Annotated in this window: 17 protein-coding genes; 12 read left to right on the top strand and 5 right to left on the bottom strand. The window is 56.4% G+C overall.

The genetic code is table 11. The features are described 5' to 3' along the window. Positions 1-88: 88 nt before the first annotated feature. The 4 genes from ACXAEW_RS14875 (at position 89) to ACXAEW_RS14860 (ending at position 4,580) form a co-directional block, all read left to right on the top strand. Complete coding sequence (locus tag ACXAEW_RS14875; RefSeq protein WP_474942064.1) at positions 89-733, top strand: ABC transporter ATP-binding protein; 645 nt, start codon at positions 89-91, stop codon at positions 731-733. Then, on the top strand, positions 730-3,114 hold the full coding sequence (locus ACXAEW_RS14870; RefSeq protein WP_474942063.1) for an FtsX-like permease family protein: 2,385 nt from the start codon (positions 730-732) through the stop codon (positions 3,112-3,114). Before ACXAEW_RS14875 ends, ACXAEW_RS14870 begins: the two co-directional genes overlap by 4 nt. Next, the gene (locus ACXAEW_RS14865; protein ID WP_474942062.1) at positions 3,104-4,159 is read left to right on the top strand and encodes a lipocalin-like domain-containing protein; all 1,056 of its coding nucleotides are present in this window, start codon (positions 3,104-3,106) and stop codon (positions 4,157-4,159) included. Before ACXAEW_RS14870 ends, ACXAEW_RS14865 begins: the two co-directional genes overlap by 11 nt. A gap of 70 nt (positions 4,160-4,229) precedes the next feature. After that, positions 4,230-4,580, top strand: a complete 351-nt coding sequence (locus tag ACXAEW_RS14860; RefSeq protein WP_474942061.1) for a DUF6614 family protein — start codon at positions 4,230-4,232, stop codon at positions 4,578-4,580. Between the two features lie 55 nt (positions 4,581-4,635). Here ACXAEW_RS14860 and ACXAEW_RS14855 read toward each other — a convergent pair whose 3' ends face one another. From ACXAEW_RS14855 to ACXAEW_RS14845, 3 genes are all read right to left on the bottom strand, one after another. Further along, positions 4,636-6,105 carry a carboxypeptidase M32 gene (locus ACXAEW_RS14855; RefSeq protein ID WP_474942060.1) on the bottom strand — a complete coding sequence of 490 codons (1,470 nt, stop codon included), beginning with the start codon at positions 6,103-6,105 and terminating at the stop codon, positions 4,636-4,638. A gap of 17 nt (positions 6,106-6,122) precedes the next feature. Further along, positions 6,123-7,268 (bottom strand): heme A synthase, encoded by a 1,146-nt coding sequence (gene ctaA, locus ACXAEW_RS14850; protein WP_474942059.1) that lies wholly within the window; start codon positions 7,266-7,268, stop codon positions 6,123-6,125. Between the two features lie 61 nt (positions 7,269-7,329). Beyond that, positions 7,330-8,076 (bottom strand): RNA methyltransferase, encoded by a 747-nt coding sequence (locus tag ACXAEW_RS14845; protein WP_474942058.1) that lies wholly within the window; start codon positions 8,074-8,076, stop codon positions 7,330-7,332. A 165-nt stretch (positions 8,077-8,241) separates the two neighbouring features. Between ACXAEW_RS14845 and ACXAEW_RS14840 the strand changes: the two genes are divergently transcribed. After that, positions 8,242-8,874 (top strand): thiamine phosphate synthase, encoded by a 633-nt coding sequence (locus tag ACXAEW_RS14840; protein ID WP_474942057.1) that lies wholly within the window; start codon positions 8,242-8,244, stop codon positions 8,872-8,874. Between the two features lie 39 nt (positions 8,875-8,913). Here ACXAEW_RS14840 and ACXAEW_RS14835 read toward each other — a convergent pair whose 3' ends face one another. Beyond that, complete coding sequence (locus ACXAEW_RS14835) at positions 8,914-9,885, bottom strand: hypothetical protein (protein ID WP_474942056.1); 972 nt, start codon at positions 9,883-9,885, stop codon at positions 8,914-8,916. Positions 9,886-10,187: 302 nt separating this feature from the next. On the opposite strand from ACXAEW_RS14835, the gene ACXAEW_RS14830 reads away from it, so the two are divergent. The 3 genes from ACXAEW_RS14830 to ACXAEW_RS14820 all read left to right on the top strand — a co-directional run bounded on the left by ACXAEW_RS14830 (position 10,188) and on the right by ACXAEW_RS14820 (position 12,749). Then, positions 10,188-11,072: a PfkB family carbohydrate kinase gene (locus ACXAEW_RS14830; RefSeq protein ID WP_474942055.1), complete on the top strand. Its 885-nt coding sequence runs from the start codon at positions 10,188-10,190 to the stop codon at positions 11,070-11,072. A gap of 2 nt (positions 11,073-11,074) precedes the next feature. Beyond that, positions 11,075-11,986: a pseudouridine-5'-phosphate glycosidase gene (locus tag ACXAEW_RS14825; RefSeq protein WP_474942054.1), complete on the top strand. Its 912-nt coding sequence runs from the start codon at positions 11,075-11,077 to the stop codon at positions 11,984-11,986. A gap of 79 nt (positions 11,987-12,065) precedes the next feature. Next, positions 12,066-12,749 carry a DUF502 domain-containing protein gene (locus tag ACXAEW_RS14820; protein ID WP_474942053.1) on the top strand — a complete coding sequence of 228 codons (684 nt, stop codon included), beginning with the start codon at positions 12,066-12,068 and terminating at the stop codon, positions 12,747-12,749. Between the two features lie 62 nt (positions 12,750-12,811). Here ACXAEW_RS14820 and ACXAEW_RS14815 read toward each other — a convergent pair whose 3' ends face one another. After that, complete coding sequence (locus tag ACXAEW_RS14815) at positions 12,812-13,585, bottom strand: 3-hydroxybutyrate dehydrogenase (protein ID WP_474942052.1); 774 nt, start codon at positions 13,583-13,585, stop codon at positions 12,812-12,814. 379 nt (positions 13,586-13,964) lie between these two features. Between ACXAEW_RS14815 and ACXAEW_RS14810 the strand changes: the two genes are divergently transcribed. From ACXAEW_RS14810 to ACXAEW_RS14795, 4 genes are all read left to right on the top strand, one after another. Further along, entirely contained in the window at positions 13,965-15,734 is a 1,770-nt protein-coding gene (locus tag ACXAEW_RS14810; RefSeq protein ID WP_474942051.1) for an extracellular solute-binding protein, read from the top strand. Positions 15,735-15,821: 87 nt separating this feature from the next. Continuing rightward, positions 15,822-16,655: an arsenate reductase/protein-tyrosine-phosphatase family protein gene (locus tag ACXAEW_RS14805; RefSeq protein WP_474942050.1), complete on the top strand. Its 834-nt coding sequence runs from the start codon at positions 15,822-15,824 to the stop codon at positions 16,653-16,655. 17 nt (positions 16,656-16,672) lie between these two features. Continuing rightward, the gene (locus ACXAEW_RS14800) at positions 16,673-17,149 is read left to right on the top strand and encodes an arsenate reductase ArsC (RefSeq protein WP_474942049.1); all 477 of its coding nucleotides are present in this window, start codon (positions 16,673-16,675) and stop codon (positions 17,147-17,149) included. Then, positions 17,146-17,802, top strand: coding sequence for an aquaporin (locus ACXAEW_RS14795; RefSeq protein ID WP_474942048.1), 657 nt, complete (start codon positions 17,146-17,148; stop codon positions 17,800-17,802). The genes ACXAEW_RS14800 and ACXAEW_RS14795 overlap by 4 nt, the downstream gene beginning before the upstream one ends. Positions 17,803-17,816: the final 14 nt, after the last annotated feature.

The following is a 17,816-nucleotide window of genomic DNA, read 5'->3' as shown; positions in this document are numbered from 1 at the left end:
TTATCCCTGAATTCGTATCATGGTGGAACTGTCGACGCCCGCACAATCGGGCTTTGTCCATGCTGGGAGGCCCCTTTTGACGCTGGTGATGAAGAACGTAACCAAATCCTTTGTGGCGCAGGGCGTCAGCCGGGACATTCTGTGTGGTGTTTCTCTTGACCTCAAAGAAGGTGAAACACTGTCTTTGACAGGTGAGAGCGGCTCCGGAAAAAGCACGCTTTTGCATCTGGCAGGCGCGCTGGATCAGCATGACAGCGGAGATATTTTCGTCGATAAGCAATCACTTACCGGCCTTTCTGAAACAAGGCGTGCTTCTCTTCGGCGCGACAAGGTGGCGATCGTTTTTCAGCAGTTCAATCTGATACCATCGCTGAATGTTTGGCAAAACATCGCGTTGCACGCCAGAATGGCCAAACGCTTTGACCAGATCTGGTGCGAAGAGCTCTGTGCGGTCTTGGGCCTTAGGGATTTGATCGATCGTTACCCCGACCAGCTTTCTGGCGGGCAACAACAGCGCGTGGCCATCGCACGCGCCATGGCGGTCCGGCCAAAGCTCCTTCTGGCAGATGAACCAACCGGAAACCTGGATGAAAGAAGCAGCCAGAACGTGTTGGAATTTCTTCTTAAATTGGTCGAACAGGAAAAAACGGCTCTTTTGCTTGTGACCCATTCCGAGACAATCGCATCCCAAACAGGGCGACGCATACATCTGAGTGAGGGACAAATCACGTGACCCGCTGGGCTTTTATCGCGCTTTTATCGCATTGGCGCCGGGCTCCGGTTCAATTGTTTGCCATTGTCATCGGTCTCGCCCTGTCCGCCGCCCTTTGGTCTGCTGTTCAAGCGATAAATGCCACTGCGCGCGCAACCTACGCCGAGGCGCAGGATCAGCTTGAGATCTTTGGAGCAGACCGCATCCTGGCCCAGGACGGTTCACTTACGGTTGATGACTATGTCGCACTCAGGCGCGCTGGATGGCTTGTGTCACCGGTCTGGGACGAGAAAATTACATTAGGTTCGACTGACATCCGCCTGATGGCAATCGATATGGTGTCGCATCCACTGGTTCCGCTTTTGGTCGGAGGAACCAGCGCCGATGCCGGGCAAACGGGCGCTACGCCGATTTTGAGCGATCTGCCTCTGTTTGGCGCATCCTCCACCCTGAACCAATTGTCCGGGACCTTCGAGACGGCAGCCGTGCCGCAGTTACCGGACGGGCTTATCGTCACAGATTTGTCTGTTGCGCAGCGCTTTTCTGACACGAACACCCTGTCCTATCTCGTTGTTTTAGAAAACAACACCCTCCTCGCATCACAGCTTCCCGGTGGGTTCAGATGGCTGTCAGGCGCACGGACATCTCCCGGACAACTGACGGATAGTTTTCACCTCAACCTCACTGCATTCGGGCTGCTCGCCTTTGTTGTGGGCCTCTTTATTGTTCAAAGCACGATCAAATTGGCGGTTGAACAGCGTCGCCCGCTGATGCGTACTCTGCGAAGCCTCGGCCTGTCCTCCGCCCAGCTGATAAGCCTTTGCGCTATTGAGCTGACTTGCCTCGCCCTTGTGGCCGGATCCTTGGGGCTGCTGTTGGGGTATTTTATCGCGGGTGCCCTGCTGCCAGGGGTGAGCGCAACGTTGCAGGGGCTGTATGGAGCGGAGGTCAACGGCGGGCTCAGGATGGAACTGTCATGGGTTCTTCTCGGTCTGTCCATGACGTTGCTTGGTACTGCAATTGCCGGTGGCAGCTCCCTTTTTCAAGTTTATCGGCTGCCGATCCTGCAAGGACCGGCCATATCTGCGCGTGGACAGGCCTCTGCCCGTGGTCGTCTGTATGGGATTATTGCTGGTGGCATCCTTCTGGCGTTCACGCCATTGCTGCTTCAGATCCCCCATTTGATTGCAGGCTTTGCCTTGATGGGAGCGCTGATGTTGGGCAGCGTTCTCCTGATGCCCTCCCTGCTGGCGGCCGTGATCTTTTGGGCTGAACGTCTTGCACGCCCCGGACGCGGGGAATGGATCTGGTCTGACATGCGTATGCAGCTTGGCTCGCTGAATGTTCCGCTGATGGCGCTGGCCTTGGCAATTGCAACAAATATTGGCGTAGAAACAATGACCTCCAGCTTCCGGCTCGCCTTTGTCGGATGGATCAACCAACGTTTCGCCGCCGACCTATATGTCGACACAGAAGGCCAAAGGTCCCCCGCCGAGATCATTGCGTATCTGCAGGAACACGGTCACACGCCCCGCCCTTTGATGGCTGCGGATTTGCCCAATGCAGGCCATCCGACGCGGTTGCTGGGTGTCATCAATGATCCCTATTATGCCAATCACTGGCCCATGGTCGCCAAGACCGCCACAACCTGGCCGCAGCTTCATGCCAACAACGGCATCGTGATCAATGAGCAGATGGCCCGGTCCCGAAACCTGTGGCCCGGAGACACATTTTCCCTGCCCGCCGTTGGCGACGCCAAAATACTGGGCGTCTATCCCGATTATGGCAATCCAAACCATCAAATTGTGATGTCTGCAGAGATTCTGGAACAAATTTCACCCAACGCTTTGATCTCCAATATCGCGGTTTCGACGCATGATAAACTAGGCGTAAGAGCCAGCCTGCAAAAAGAATTCAATATTCCTACGACATCAATTCTGGATCAGGCAGAGTTGCGCGATCAATCGTTGCGGATCTTCGACCAGACATTTGTTGTGACTGCGGCTTTGAATGTACTGACACTGGCCGTGGCAAGTTTTGCGCTTCTTACCAGCTTCGCTGCTCTCTGGAACCAGCGCCTGCCACAGATTGCACCAATCTGGGCCATTGGCCTGCCCACAGCCGAGCTCGCAAAGCTGGAAATCATCCGCAGCCTTGGTCTCGCCCTTTTGACCGCACTTCTTGCCATTCCGCTTGGCCTTGTGCTGGCCTGGGTGCTGCTATCTGTGACCAACGTTCTTGCCTTTGGGTGGAAACTGCCGCTGTTTCTTTTTCCCACCAGCTGGTTACGGACCGTTCTTCTAGCGCTAATGGCGGCACTTCTGGCCTGCCTGCCGTCAGCCTTGCGCCTGGCCCGTACCGCTCCAACCGAATTGCTAAAGGTTTTTTCCAGTGAACGTTAAACACGTCCTCTTTCTCCTGGCTGCCTGTTTCCCCTTCAGCCTGTCAGCCCAAGGCTATGCTGGACTTGGTCAAAGCGCAGGAGAGGGCTATCAGATCCCGCGCCGAGGTACAGAATTCTCCTTCCCGCGCGATCATGGCGCTCATCCCGATTTTCGGATTGAATGGTGGTATTTAACTGCCAATCTTCAAGATGAAACTGGGCGTGATCTTGGTATTCAGTGGACCCTGTTTCGTTCTGCAGCAGCCCCCACCGAAACCCTGGATTGGACAAGCCCGCAATACTGGCTGGCCCATGCGGCATTGACCACGCCCGACAACCATTTTTATGCCGAAAAACTGTCCCGTGGCGGCATTGGTCAAGCAGGCGTCGAAACACAGCCTTTTTCAGCCTGGATTGATAACTGGCAGATGACCAGCACTGACACAACGCTGAACCAGCTCTCCCTGACCGCGTCGGGCGAGGATTTCTCTTATGCGCTGCAGCTGAGCGCACAGGGGCCGCTGATTTTTCACGGAGAGAACGGATATTCGGTAAAATCGGAAGCGGGGCAAGCCAGCTATTACTATTCGCAACCTCATTATACGGTGACCGGAAGCATAGTCCAGAACGGGTCCAGCCAGACCGTAACGGGCACCGCTTGGCTGGACAGAGAATGGTCGAGCCAGCCATTGGCCAGCGATCAAAGCGGCTGGGATTGGTTTTCACTGCATTTTGACGGTGGGGACAAGCTGATGGGGTTTGTGCTTCGCGGCGCAAGCGGTGATTTCACCTCGGGCAGTTGGATTACGGCGGACGGTCAGGTGACCCCGCTCGCACCAGGCGCTTTTACCGCCACGGCTCTGGATCACAACAGTGACATTTCTGACAAAATCCCAACAACTTGGCTGGTAAAGCTGCCGCAGTATTCCGTCGATGTTACGGTCACCGCTGTCAACCCCAATGCCTGGATGGGGACCTCGTTTGCCTATTGGGAGGGACCGGTTCGTGTAACCGGCAGCCATTCAGGGCGCGGCTATCTGGAAATGACGGGTTACGCGGAATAGTCTGCTTAACCTCCTGATAATCCAACATCCCCTATGCTTGCACAGTTTTTTCTCAACGGGGGAGAGCCCGATGAATTTGTATCACTGCTCAATCGACCTGGCGAATGACGCGAAGGCGCTTGCCTTTGCAAATGCTGTCGATCAATGGATGACCTACCTCAAAGAGCGAGAGACTGTGCGAAATTGGCGGTTGATGCGGCGCAAGCTGCATCTGGCAAACGACAGCTGCCGGGATTTCATACTGGAGGTGGAGTTTGACAATATGACCCAGCTCGACAGTGCATTCCGGGTCCTTGGGGAACATGACGCAAAGGTCGAACGCCTATATGCCGCCGTGTCATCGTTGATCTCAGAGGTCGATGTCGGTCTGTACCGCCCCTTTCCGGATGCGGAACGCGCAGAACGTATGGCTCTGGTCTGAAAAGAAAAGCCGGACGCACAAAGGGTCCGGCCTTTCTGATCCCATTGGGTGCGTTTTACAGATCGTAGAGCGCGCTGAATTTCGAGGTGAGATAACGCATCAACGGAGCATGGGTTGGCTCTGCTCCGCAGGCATGGCGAATGGTATCCACGGGCGAGCGCAGTCCACCATGTTGTTGCAGACCATCCTTCAGCCAGCCCGTTGCAGCGCGCGTGTCGCCTTTTGCAAGATCCGCGTCCAGATCCGGCACAGCCTTGCACAGCGCATCATACAGGCAGCCCGCATAGACATTGCCCAAGGAATAAGTCGGGAAATAGCCAAACAGACCAACCGACCAGTGCACATCCTGCAGGCAACCATTTGACGGTTTGTCGACAGCATATCCAAAGTCAGCCGCAAAGCGTGTGTTCCAGGCTTCTTCCAGATCAGCAACGTCCAGAGCGCCGCTCATCAGATCGCGCTCCAAGTCAAACCGCAGCATCACATGCAGGTTGTATTGCAACTCATCCGCTTCGGTCCGGATATAGCCATTGTGGACCGCGTTAACCGCAGAATAAAAATCATCTGCCGACGCAATACCAAAGTCACCAAAGCTGTCCCGCATCTGTTCAAACAGCCAACCGGTAAAGGCGCGGCTGCGGCCGATCTGGTTTTCATAAATCCGGCTTTGGCTTTCATGCACACCCATCGAAACGCCGGATCCAAGTGGTGTCAGCAGATAGTCACGAGCGATATTCTGTTCGTAACAAGCGTGACCAACCTCATGAATTGTCGAGTAAAAGCAATTGAACGGGTCGGTCTCGCTGGTACGGGTGGTGATCCGCACATCCAGTCCGCTGCCTGAGGAGAACGGATGCACGGCTTTGTCCAGACGCCCATGAGACATATCATACCCGAAGGTCTGAGCCAGAGTTGCGGCCAATTGCATCTGCTTTGCCGCATCGAACCGGCCCGACACCGTCTTGGGTGCGGCTTTTTCCAACACAGCAGCACGTAGGGCCACCAATTCAGGGCGCATGGCGTCAAAGATCGCCGCGATCTCTGCCGCGGTGGTGCCATGTTCATAGTCCTGGATCATGGCGTCATAAACGTCGCCACCATTGGCGAGCGCCTGACCTTCTTCGCGTTTGAGCTCCACAACCTCTTCGAGCACGGGGACAAAGGCCGCAACATCCTCATTTGCGCGGGCTTCGGCCCATTTTCCCTGCGCCTCTGACGTGACACGGGCCAGGGTTTTCGCCAATGCGGCAGGCACCTTCACCGCGCGGTCATAGCTGCGGCGGATCTCACGCAAATGCGCTGCGGCCACATCGTCCGCGGCCTCGGCCTGCTCCAGCCACTCTGCGACACACGGATCCGAGCGGCGCGCATGAAGGACCGCCTCAATCGCGGACATTTCCTCTCCCCTTTGGGAAGCTGCGCCGCGCGGCATCATGGTCTCCTGATCCCACCCCAAACGGCCGGCAATCTGTGCCAAAGCCTGCGTTTCGCGCTGAAATGCCATCAGTTCGTCATATGCGGCCATCTATCTGAAATCCTTATCTAATGATCCTTGATCGAAATGCTCACCGGGTATGCCGACAGGAAGCGCGCCCGCAAGATCAACACCCAGACCAGAACCGCCACCAACTGATGCGCAATCGCAGTCTGCCAAGGCGCGGCCTGTACCACGGTGATGATGCCCAGTCCGATCTGAATTGTCACGGCTGCCATAACGGCATTAAAGGCAAAACGCGTATGCGCATGGGCGCTTGCCCGCCCTTTCAGCCAAACAACAACTGTAAAGACAAACAGGAGATAGCCGCTCATCCGGTGAACAAACTGAACAAGGCCGGGATTTTCATAGAAATTCCGCCAAATCGGCTCCAGCCCAAATGCCTGGGGCGGAAGAAACTGTCCGCCCATCAGTGGCCAATCCGTATAGGAACGGCCCGCATCAATACCCGCAACCAGCGCGCCCAACAGGATCTGAAGCATGGCAAAATGCATCAAACCGGTGGACAGGCTGAACGGTTTGGCCTCCTTGGCGCGACGCGCTTGCATCAGATCCTGCTCTCGGCGGGCCAGCCCCATCATGCACCAAGCCAACAGGCCCAGAATGGTAAAGGCAAGACCCAGGTGAATGGCCAAGCGGTAAGAGGCAACCGTCGTCACCCCCTCACCTTGGGTTACGCCGGAATGGACCATCCACCAGCCAACGGCACCCTGCACGCCCCCCAGAACGCCCGGAAGCGCAAGACGTCCAGCCCAACCGGTTGGAATTTTCCGGGTGGCAAGAAACCCAAGGAACCCAAGGGCCCAGACCAGACCTATGACACGGCCCAGCTGGCGGTGGCCCCACTCCCACCAATAGATCTGTTTGAAATCAGAGAGTTCCATCCATTTGTTCTGGATGGCCCATTGATCGATCTGCTTGTATTTATCGAACTCCGCCTGCCAGTCGGCCTCTGTCATCGGAGGGACGGCTCCGGTGATCGGGCGCCATTCGGTGATCGAAAGCCCACTGTCGGTCAGACGCGTCAACCCGCCCACGGTGATCATTGCCACCACCAGCACAAACAACAGGCCCAGCCAGACGCGGATCCACTTGCGCGCGCCATCCTGACCACGGTCCAACAGGCCAGGCGTCGGTACGCTATGTTCTGCCTTGGCCCCGCCGACCTCTTCGAAAATACTGCGTTTGCTCATGCTTGCCTCGTTCCTTTGCGCCCCGAGCTGACTTTGGCTGATATAGCGTTGATCTGCGCGATCAGTCGCGATTTTCCCGCCAGCGGACCATCTGTCGCATGATCCCGTGCAGCATCTGTACATCTGCGCGGGTCAGACGCATACGGCTCCACAGGTTGCGAAACACAACTTTCATGCCCGGCGCTTTTTCTGGCGGATAGAAGTATCCCGCCTCTTCCAACCGATCCTCATAATGTTTGACCAGTGCCTCGACCTCTTGGCCTGTTGCCCAGTCCGATTTGCCGATATCCAGAACTTCATGTTCGATCTCTTCGACCTGACGACGCCATTCATAAGCCGCAAGCAAAACACATTGGCCCAGGTTCAGCGAGGCAAATTCCGGGTTCACCGGCACGGTGATTATTGCGTTGGCCTTGGCGATATCATCATTTTCAAGACCTGCACGTTCCGGACCAAACATCACAGCGACTTTCTCACCGGCATTGATCTTCTCGGCTGCCAGTTTCATCGCAGCCTCGGGACTGAAAACTGGTTTGGTCAACTCACGCGGGCGGGCGGTCGTGGCAAAGACATAGGTGCAATCTTCCAGCGCAGCAGGCAAATCATGGGCCAATTGTGCCTCATCCAGCAGACGCCCCGCACCAGAGGCCATTGCAACCGCTTTCTGGTTTGGCCAGCCATCCCGTGGGGCGACGATCCGCATCCGGTCCAGGCCAAAGTTCCACATCGCACGCGCAGCGGCACCGATGTTTTCCCCCATTTGGGGGCGCACCAGAACAAAGGAAGGTTGAGGGGTTGGGTTTGGCATCACAGTCTCCGCAAAATCCGCCCTGCTCTACTGGTCCGGACGCGCTGGGGCAAGATCTCTCATGGGTATTGAGGGATTTGTAACCCATCTTTCTATAGGACATATCCTTGCGTCTGCCCGCAATTCCGGTAAATACCGGTCAATCGTCACACAGGAGCCCGCGGAATGGACAATCAGGCCCAAGCCCCCGAGCAGCCACAAATCTATCTGATTACCCCGCCAACATTTGAACTGGTGCGGTTCACTGACCAACTGGCCCGCGTGCTGGATGCGGAAGATATCGCCTGTGTGCGTCTGGATCTGGCGAGCCGTGACGAAGACACCCTGAGCCGCGCCAGCGATGCGCTGCGCGAGGTGACCATTGCGCGCGATGTGGCGCTGGTGATTTCTGATCACGTGGTTCTGGCAGAGCGCCTGGGCCTGGACGGTGTACACCTGACTGACGCGACCAAATCGGTTCGCAATGCCCGCAAATCCCTGGGAGCGGACGCCATTGTTGGCAGCTTCTGCGGCTCGTCCCGCCATGACGGTATGACAGCTGGCGAAGCGGGCGTGGATTACGTTTCTTTTGGACCGGTTGGCGCATCCGGACTGGGCGATGGCGATCAGGCCGAAGCCGAACTTTTTGAGTGGTGGTCCCAGATGATCGAGGTGCCCGTCGTCGCAGAAGGTGGTCTGGACACAGACGTGATCCGCACGATCTCGCCCTTCACTGATTTCTTTGGTGTTGGGGACGAGATCTGGCGGACAGAAGATCCGCTGTCGACCTTGCGCAGTTTCCAGTCGGCTATGAGCTGATTTCTCAGGTCTCTGACCTCATAACCATAAAGTCAGGCCTCAGGCAAAGGCCCGATACAGAACAATCCCGATCAGGCTGATGCTTGCAGGCATGATGACTCGCCCGCGGTATTTCGGGTGGTGCCCGAACCAAATCCCAAGCGTCAGATATCCGGCTCCGACGATCGCACCAATGCCAAAGGTCACCCCTGCCCCAAAGCCCGCCGTTGCCGGCAAGCTCAGCGACTTCAACAGACCGGAATTCTCCATATCGGCTGCAAAGGCACAACTTTGCAAAGCTGACAAAAGAAAAAGAAGCGCAAGCCGCCAAAACCGCAAAGAACGCATAAGAAGATTATCCAGCGCAAGAACCACGGTTGCCGCTGGAACGGCCCAAGCCACAGCCTCGGCCGGTGGCGACCAGCTGACAAAGGACAGCGCGACAACAGCAACAGCATGCCCGATCGCCAGCATCGCAACCTGCGCGGCCATCGGCCCCAGCCAGCCACGTTGGAAAAAGATCGCAAGCGCCAGCAGGATCAGGGCTGCCCCTTTGGGCACCACCGTTGAAAACCCGTACAACAGGTTTTCAAAAGCGATCTCTTCCAAAGAGCGCGCCGCCCCGCCAGCCAATGAAATCGCTCCTGTTGGCTGACCTTGGGCAAAATATCCGCCAAAAGGCTCTGCCACGCCATGCTGACGCAGCACAACCGCGCCAAATACCTGCGGCCAGAAGAATGTCACGGTTTGCGCTCCTTCCGGTATGTCAACGTCGAGAGAGATCCTTATGTCGTCCAGGTCGGCCAGATCGGCTAAGCTGGGCATTTGCAAATCACGCAGCCGGATGTCCGTGAAATCGCCCTCGCCAAAGGCAACCATACCATCCGTGATTTGCGCAAAATACTGGTGGACCCTATCCGTTTCGTCAGCAGCGACAAGGGGCGCACTGCCGGGTTTGATGCGAATATCCACCGACAACCTGTCACCATCGCGGAGAAAATCCACAACTGACAGGTGGTCCGATTGTGCCATCGCGCCAGAAAGCGGCGGCAACCAGAGCAAAGCACTCCAGAGACACAGGAAGATCAAAATGGGCCTGAAGGTCCGCAGCGTATTCTCCCGCGAATGGTCTTATCCCTCTATCTTAATCAACCCGAAGGGCCGCTTACCAGTGCTTTGCCAGTCCTTTTCACGTGTTTTGACCGCTCGACCGCAACACAATTGCAAAGCCATCGCAAAGCCCCAACCCTCTCTTGGCCGCCAATTGTTCCAAAGCCGCTTGCGATAACGCAAAAAGGTTGCAATAGGAGGTAAAGGCAGAGGAATTCTTACTTATGCAGCCAAAGGTCATTTGCATCGGATCGGTTCTTTGGGACATTGTCGGCCGCACGCCGCGCAGTATGGCATTGTCCAACGATGTGCCTGGCCGGATTGTACGATTGCCCGGCGGTGTGGCCCTCAATATTGCACAGGCCCTCGCCAAATTTGACCTGTCCCCGGCTGCCTTGACTGCAATCGGGCGTGACGCCGAAGGCGACGATCTGATGCGCGCCACCCGCGAATTGGGCCTGGACACGCAATATGTCCATCGCCCCGCTGAGCTGCCTACGGACTGCTACATGGCGATAGAGGGCGCAAATGGGCTGGTTGCTGCAATTGCGGATGCCCACACGCTTGAGACCGTTGGGGACGCGATCCTGGAGCCGCTGACTGACGGTCGGCTTGGCAGCCAAGAGAGCCCCTATTCCGGTCTGATTGCCCTTGACGGGAACCTGACCCTTGCGCTGCTGCAAGACATCGCCCAAAGCCCCTTGTTCGCGGCCGCAGATTTGCGGATCGCCCCGGCCTCACCGGGCAAGGCGGAACGCCTCCGTCCCTTTCTGACCCATGGGCGCGGCACGCTTTATGTCAATCTGGAAGAGGCCGGCATTCTGGTCGACCGCCTTTTTGACAGCAGCCAAGAAGCCGCCCGCGCGCTGATGGCCGCTGGGGCCGCCCGTGTTATGGTGACGCATGGGGGGCGTGACGCAAGTTTTGGCACCTCTGATGGCGTGATTTCGCAGACCCCGCCTGCTGTTACCGTCACACGAATTACAGGTGCAGGCGATACCTTCATGGCGGCGCATATTGCTGCCGAACTCCGCGGAGAGAACCCCACGGAGGCCCTAAAAGCAGCCCTCCTCGCTGCCGCGTCATATGTTTCCGGAGACCCCAACTAGAAATGGATATCACTTACTCATCCGAGGTGGCCGCTGCCAAAGCGCAAGGCCAGCCTGTCGTCGCGCTGGAAAGCACGATCATCACCCATGGGATGCCCTACCCGCGTAACGTGGAAACCGCAGCGCTGGTAGAGCAAGACATCCGCGACGCAGGTGCGACACCGGCCACCATTGCGGTGCTCGACGGACAGCTGCACGTCGGTCTGGAGGCCGAACAGCTTCAGGCGCTTGGTCAGGCGAAGAATGTCGCCAAAGTTTCCCGCGCGGATATGGCGGCCTGCATCGCAACCGGCGGCACCGGAGCCACCACGGTTGCCGCCACCATGATTGCTGCGCATCTGGCCGGGATCTCGGTCTTTGCAACTGGCGGGATTGGTGGTGTTCACAAAGGTGCTGAGACGTCTTTTGACATTTCCGCAGACCTGCCCGAATTGGCGCAGACACCGGTAAACGTCGTTGCAGCCGGAGCCAAAGCGATCCTGGATCTGCCCAAAACCCTGGAATATCTGGAAACCAACGGCGTGCCAGTAATCGCATATGGTCAGGACAGCTTCCCCGCCTTTTGGTCAGCGCAATCCGATCTGGCAGCTCCATTGCGGATGGATGACGCCGCCAGCATCGCCGCGGCTTTTGCCACACGACGCGCCATGGGTCTGCCTGGCGGGCAACTGATCGCCAATCCCATTCCGGCAGATGCGCAAATCTCGACGGATATACTGGCCCCGATCATTGCACAGGCACAAAACGAGGCCGATGCACAGGGTGTCACCGGCAAGGCTGTCACCCCGTTCTTGCTGCAACGAATCTTTGAGCTGACCGAAGGGCGGTCGCTTGAGGCCAATATCGCGCTGGTGCGAAATAACGCCAAACTGGCAGCGCGTATTGCCCAAGAGTTAACCGCCCCGACCAGTTAAATATTTTTGCGTCAAGCTACCCATTGTCGGAACGGCAAGCCGACCCTAAGTTTCAGGCGCACAACGGAATTGATGAGCAATGACAACGCCATTTGACGAAGAGCCACATCGCAGACCTGGGCTGCTTGCACGTTTACGATCCTCCTTTCTGACAGGGATCGTCGTAATCGCCCCTGTTGGCCTGACCATCTGGCTGCTGTGGTCGGCCATGGGATGGATCGACGGCGTTGTTCTGCCCTTGGTCCCGTCGACCTTTCAGCCGGAAAAATACATCGGCATCAACCTGCGCGGCGTCGGTCTGATCATCTTCCTTCTGTTCACCATCATCGTTGGATGGATTGCCAAGGGGATCCTGGGACGCTCTCTGATCAGTTTCGCGGAAGGTCTGGTGGATCGCATGCCGGTGGTGCGGTCGATCTATTCCGGCATCAAACAGATCTCGGAAACTGTGTTTGCCCAATCCGAGCGAACGTTTGAACGGGCCTGCCTGGTACAATACCCGCGCAAGGGCATTTGGGCCATCGGGTTCATATCGACCCCGGCAAAGGGCGAAATCTCAGAGAAGGCGGAAACATCGGGTAAACTGCTGAGCGTTTTTGTCCCAACCACTCCCAACCCGACCTCTGGCTTCTTGCTCTATTTCCCGGAAGAAGACGTCACCGAATTGGATATGAGTGTCGAGGATGCCGCGAAACTGGTGATTTCAGCCGGGTTGGTTTACCCCAATTCCAAAGATCCAAGTCAGTTTAAGACTGACAGCTAAGCAACTAGAAAAAAAGGCACTCTTTACCGAGTGCCTTTTTTTGTTTTGTCCCGTAAAAAAGATCAGAGCGCGGTCCAGCCACCATCAACGCTGATCGTCGTTCCCGTGATCTGCGCGGCCGCATCAGACGCAAGGAAGACCGCAGTCCCGCCAAGCTGCTCCACTGTTGCAAATTCACGCGAAGGCTGACGCTCCAGCATTACCTTTTTGATCACCTCTTCCCGGCCCATATTGTATTTCTCCATCGTATCCGGGATTTGCGCCTCCACCAGAGGGGTCAGAACATAACCAGGGCAAATGGCATTGCAGGTGATCGGCTCTTCGGCGGTTTCCAGCGCGACCGTCTTGGTCATACCCACGACCCCATGTTTGGCTGCGACATAGGCAGATTTGTAGGGTGACGCCGTCAAACCATGTGCCGAGGCGATATTGATAATCCGCCCCCATCCAGCGGCGCGCATTTTGGGCAATGCGGCTGCGCTGGTGTGAAAGACCGAATTCATGTTTATTGCGATGATTGCGTTCCACTTCTCTACCGGGAATTCATCAATCGGTGCCACATGCTGAATTCCAGCATTGTTCACCAAAACATCGCAATTTCCGGCTTTTTCAATCAAAGCGCGACATTGATCGCCATCTGACATGTCCGCCTGAATATAACGTGCGTCCACACCGAATTCCTTGGCAATGCCTTCGGCAATGGCATGATCTTCGGCGCGATCCGTGAAGGAGTTCAGCACCACATTGGCACCTGCACGCGCGATTTCCCGCGCAACACCTAATCCAATGCCGGAATTTGACCCCGTGACAACCGCAGTTTTACCTTTTAATAGCATGGCTTCTTCCCTCCGAATTGTGTATCTCGCTCTGACGCGCACTCTGCCATGCTGCACCTGCAAAGGAAACGATTTTACCGGGGGTGTGAACTGCGTGACCCAACGGCAAGTCGGTGGCAAAATAACCGGGAAGCACTGCACAAAAAAACGCCCGCACGAAGCGGGCGTTGAGTTATTGAGGCAGGTTTCATACAGGCAAGAAACCTATCGAGCAGTGATCCTGTTATAAGCAATTTCCAGCCCTCATCCAAGCTAAAAGTTTGATTTAGCATGGATGAGCCGATAGCGTCGCCACCTAAGAAAATAAGGCTTCATCGGGATTGTTGCGAAATTGGCACCTAAATATTTCTCTCGCCACATCGGCTTCTTGGCCGGAATCATGGCGATTCTCAGCTCTGTACCTGTCTATGCAGAATCAGCACACGCCATAGCTATGTATGGCGACCCTGCGCTACCACCGGATTTTGTGTCCCTTCCCTATGCCAACCCTGATGCCCCCAAGGGCGGGCGCATCACCTTTGGCGCGACCGGAGGGTTCGACACTTTGAACCCATTTGTGCGCAAAGGCAGCACGCCTTGGCATTACAGATATTGGGCGGCCGAAAGCCTGATGGGACGTAGCATCGACGAACCCTTCACGCTTTATGGCCTTTTGGCCGAATCGATAGAGGTTCCTGAGGACAGATCATGGGTTGAATTTACATTGAACCCGGCTGCCAAGTTCTCAGACGGAAGCCCGGTGACCGTCGAAGACGTGATCTGGTCTTACGAAACCCTCGGCTCAACCGGCCACAGGCGCCATCGCGGGTTCTGGACGCAAGTTTCCAAAATAGAAACAACCGGCCCGGGCAAAGTCCGCCTGACATTTGCATCCGACAACCGAGAACTGGCACTGATTGCCGGGTTGCAGCCCATTTTGAAGAAGGCGCAATGGGAGGGAAAAGACTTCGCCGAATCCGGCCTGTCCGAGGCGCCAATCTCAACATCGGCCTATGTGCTCTCGGAATACGAGCCAAACCGCTATCTTACGATGAAGCGGAATCCGGACTATTGGGGCAAAGATCTCCCTTTTCGCAAAGGCACGCAGAACGCCGACGAACTGAGAGTGGAGCTGTTTGGCGACGGAACCGTGATGTTTGAAGCCTTCAAAGCGGGCGAACTGAGCACCTACCGCGAGTACAACGCCAATCTCTGGGCGACCGCATATGATTTTCCCCGTCTGCGGTCCGGCGACGTTGTGAAGTCAGAGATCCCTCATCAAAAGCCAACCGGCATCACCGGGCTGGCCCTGAATACACGCCGCGAACCGCTGGATGATTGGCAGGTACGCGAGGCGCTGATGCTGGCGTTCAATTTCGAATACATCAATGAGACAATCACCGGCAGCCTGCAAAAACGTATCTCCTCCTACTTCTCGGGGTCGCAACTTGGACTGATCCCCGGCGAAGCAACCGGAAAAACAAAAGAGCTTTTAGAACCTTACGCCGAAAACTTAATTCCCGGTACGCTTGAAGGATATGAAGCGCCGGCGTCGGATGGCAGCCTGCGCAACCGCAAAAACCTGCGCAAAGCTGTGAAGCTCCTGCAAAATGCAGGTTGTCGGGTGACCGATGGAGCCTTGCGATGCAACGGCAACGATCCGGTTGAGCTGACCGTTTTGATCCGTCAGGCCGATCAGCAAACCAAATCCATCGTTCAAATCTATGGGCAAGCTCTGGAACGGCTGGGGATCGCGCTGAAAGCGGAAGTGGTCGATAACGCTCAGTTCGTGGAGCGTGAAAGCAACTATGAATTCGACATCATCCCCATTCGTCGTGAAATTTCGCTCAGTCCGGGCAATGAGCAGTTTCTCTATTGGGGCAGTGCCGGAGCGGATCAGCCCGGCTCACGCAATTTGCCGGGTATCAACAGCCCGGCCGTCGACGCGATGATTACTGCGATGTTGTCTGCGCAAAGCACCGAAGATTTTCAGGCTGCAGCCCGCGCCCTGGATCGGCTTCTGACCGCAGGACGATATGTGATTCCGATCTGGCAATACGACAGTGCCTATATCGCCCATGTCAAAGAGCTGAAGTTTCCGGACTACACTCCGATCTACGGCGACAAGGAGACTTATTTCCTACCAGATGTTTGGTGGATCGAACCTTAGAAGGCCAGCCAAAACCACAAACCGCGCTTTTGGGAAATGGCGCGGTTTTTTGTTGCCTTTTCAGTATTTTTCTATATTTCATGAATTATGGAAATAGAGATCATAAATAAGCTGTCGGCGCTTGCGCATGAAAAACGTCTGGACTTGTTCCGACTGCTGCTGCGCCGCTATCCCGATGCTGTGCCGGCCGGTGAAATTGCCGAGGCACTGGGCTTCAAGGCCAATACGACCTCAACCTATTTGTCGATCTTACGAAACGCCGGGCTGATTGATCAGCGCCGGACCGGCACATCCCTGTGTTACGTGGCAAAGCTCTCCGGGGTGCAGGGCATGTTTGATACGCTCCTGAACGAGTGCTGCCAGAACCGGCCGGACATCTGCACGACCGCGCCAAGCAGCCCCCTGCCAGCGCCCAGCCCGGAGCATCCGTTGAATGTGCTTTTTGTATGTTCTGGCAATTCGGCCCGCTCGATCCTTGCAGAAGCCCTCCTGAATGGTGAGGGCGCGGGACGGTTTCACGCCTATTCCGCCGGAACCGCGCCGTCGTCCGCACCGCATGGGGACGCGCTTTCGACGCTCGCCGCGCGAGGATATGAGATCAAAAACCTCTCATCCAAGGGGCTCGCCCCGTTCCTGGGTGAGACTGCGCCGCAAATGGACCTGATTGTTACGGTGTGTAATCAAGCCGCCAACGGGGAGATGCCCGGGCTACCGGGCCAGCCGCTTCACGCCCATTGGGGGGTACCCAACCCGATCACTGGCGACACCTCTGATCGGGTCGCAATGCGCGATGCGTTTGAAACACTAAAACATCGGATTCAGGCGTTCACCTGGCTTCCATTTGAAAGATTGGACCGTCTGTCTCTGCAACAGCGCATTGACGAGATCGGCCTCATGAAACCCACACATCTGACGTCTTAACAAGGGACAGTAAGTTCATGAATATATTGGTACTCTGCACTGGAAATTCCGCACGATCCATCCTTCTGGAGTCGATTTTCAACACGCTTGGAAACGGCCGCGTCACGGCGTTTTCCGCAGGCTCCCAGCCCGCTGGCAAAGTGCACCCGCAGTCCATCAAACTGCTGACCGAACTGGGTCATGACGTGTCCAATGCGCGCTCCAAATCCTGGGATGAGTTTGGCGGGCCCGATGCTCCGCGCATGGACATCGTCATTACCGTCTGCGCGTCTGCCGCAGGTGAGACCTGCCCGGTTTGGGCCGGCGCCCCCGTGCGCTGTCACTGGGGTGTGGAAGATCCCGCAGCGGCGCAGGAACCTGACTGGGATGAGGCTTTCAAAACCGCCTATAAGATCTTGAAAACGCGCGCCGAAGCCCTTTTGGAAACCAAATTCGAAAACCTCGAGTTGCCCGCGCTGACAGCTGAGCTAAAGCGGATTGGAGATCTGTCATGAGCGCGCAGAAGCTCCTGTCCGAAGGGCTCGGCACCGCATTTCTGCTCATCAGCGTTATCGGGTCAGGTATCATGGCCGAAACCCTGTCCCAAGGGAACGTGGCCCTGGCGCTTCTGGCCAATGCAATTGCCACCGGCTGTATGCTGTTTGCCATTATCACCACGCTTGGGCCAATCTCTGGCGCCCATTTCAACCCTGCGGTCACCCTGGCATTTGCTCTGCGTGGCGATCACGCATGGAAGGACGTGACACCCTATGTGATCGTTCAAATTATTGGCGGGATTCTGGGGGTTTGGGCCTGCCACTGGATGTTTGACCTGCCAATCCTGCAAACCTCCGGAACCATGCATCGCACTGGCGTGTCACAGTGGTTCTCGGAAATCGTGGCGACCTTTGGGCTGTTGTTTGTGATCTTTGGCGGTCTGCGCAGCAAACCGGAGGCGATCCCGATGCTTGTCGGCCTCTATATCACCGGGGCGTACTGGTATACATCCTCGACCAGCTTTGCGAACCCGGCTGTGACCATTGCCCGTGGTTTTTCGGATACCTTTGCAGGCATCTACCCCGGTCACATCGTGATGTTCATCGTTATGCAGCTTGTCGCTGTCGGCATCGGACACATGGTTTTGACCCGTCTCTTTGCCGAAGAGTAACCAATACCAAGGCG

The organism is Epibacterium sp. ABZ3_068 (genome assembly GCF_056159265.1).
This window is presented reverse-complemented; position numbering and strand designations above follow the sequence as displayed.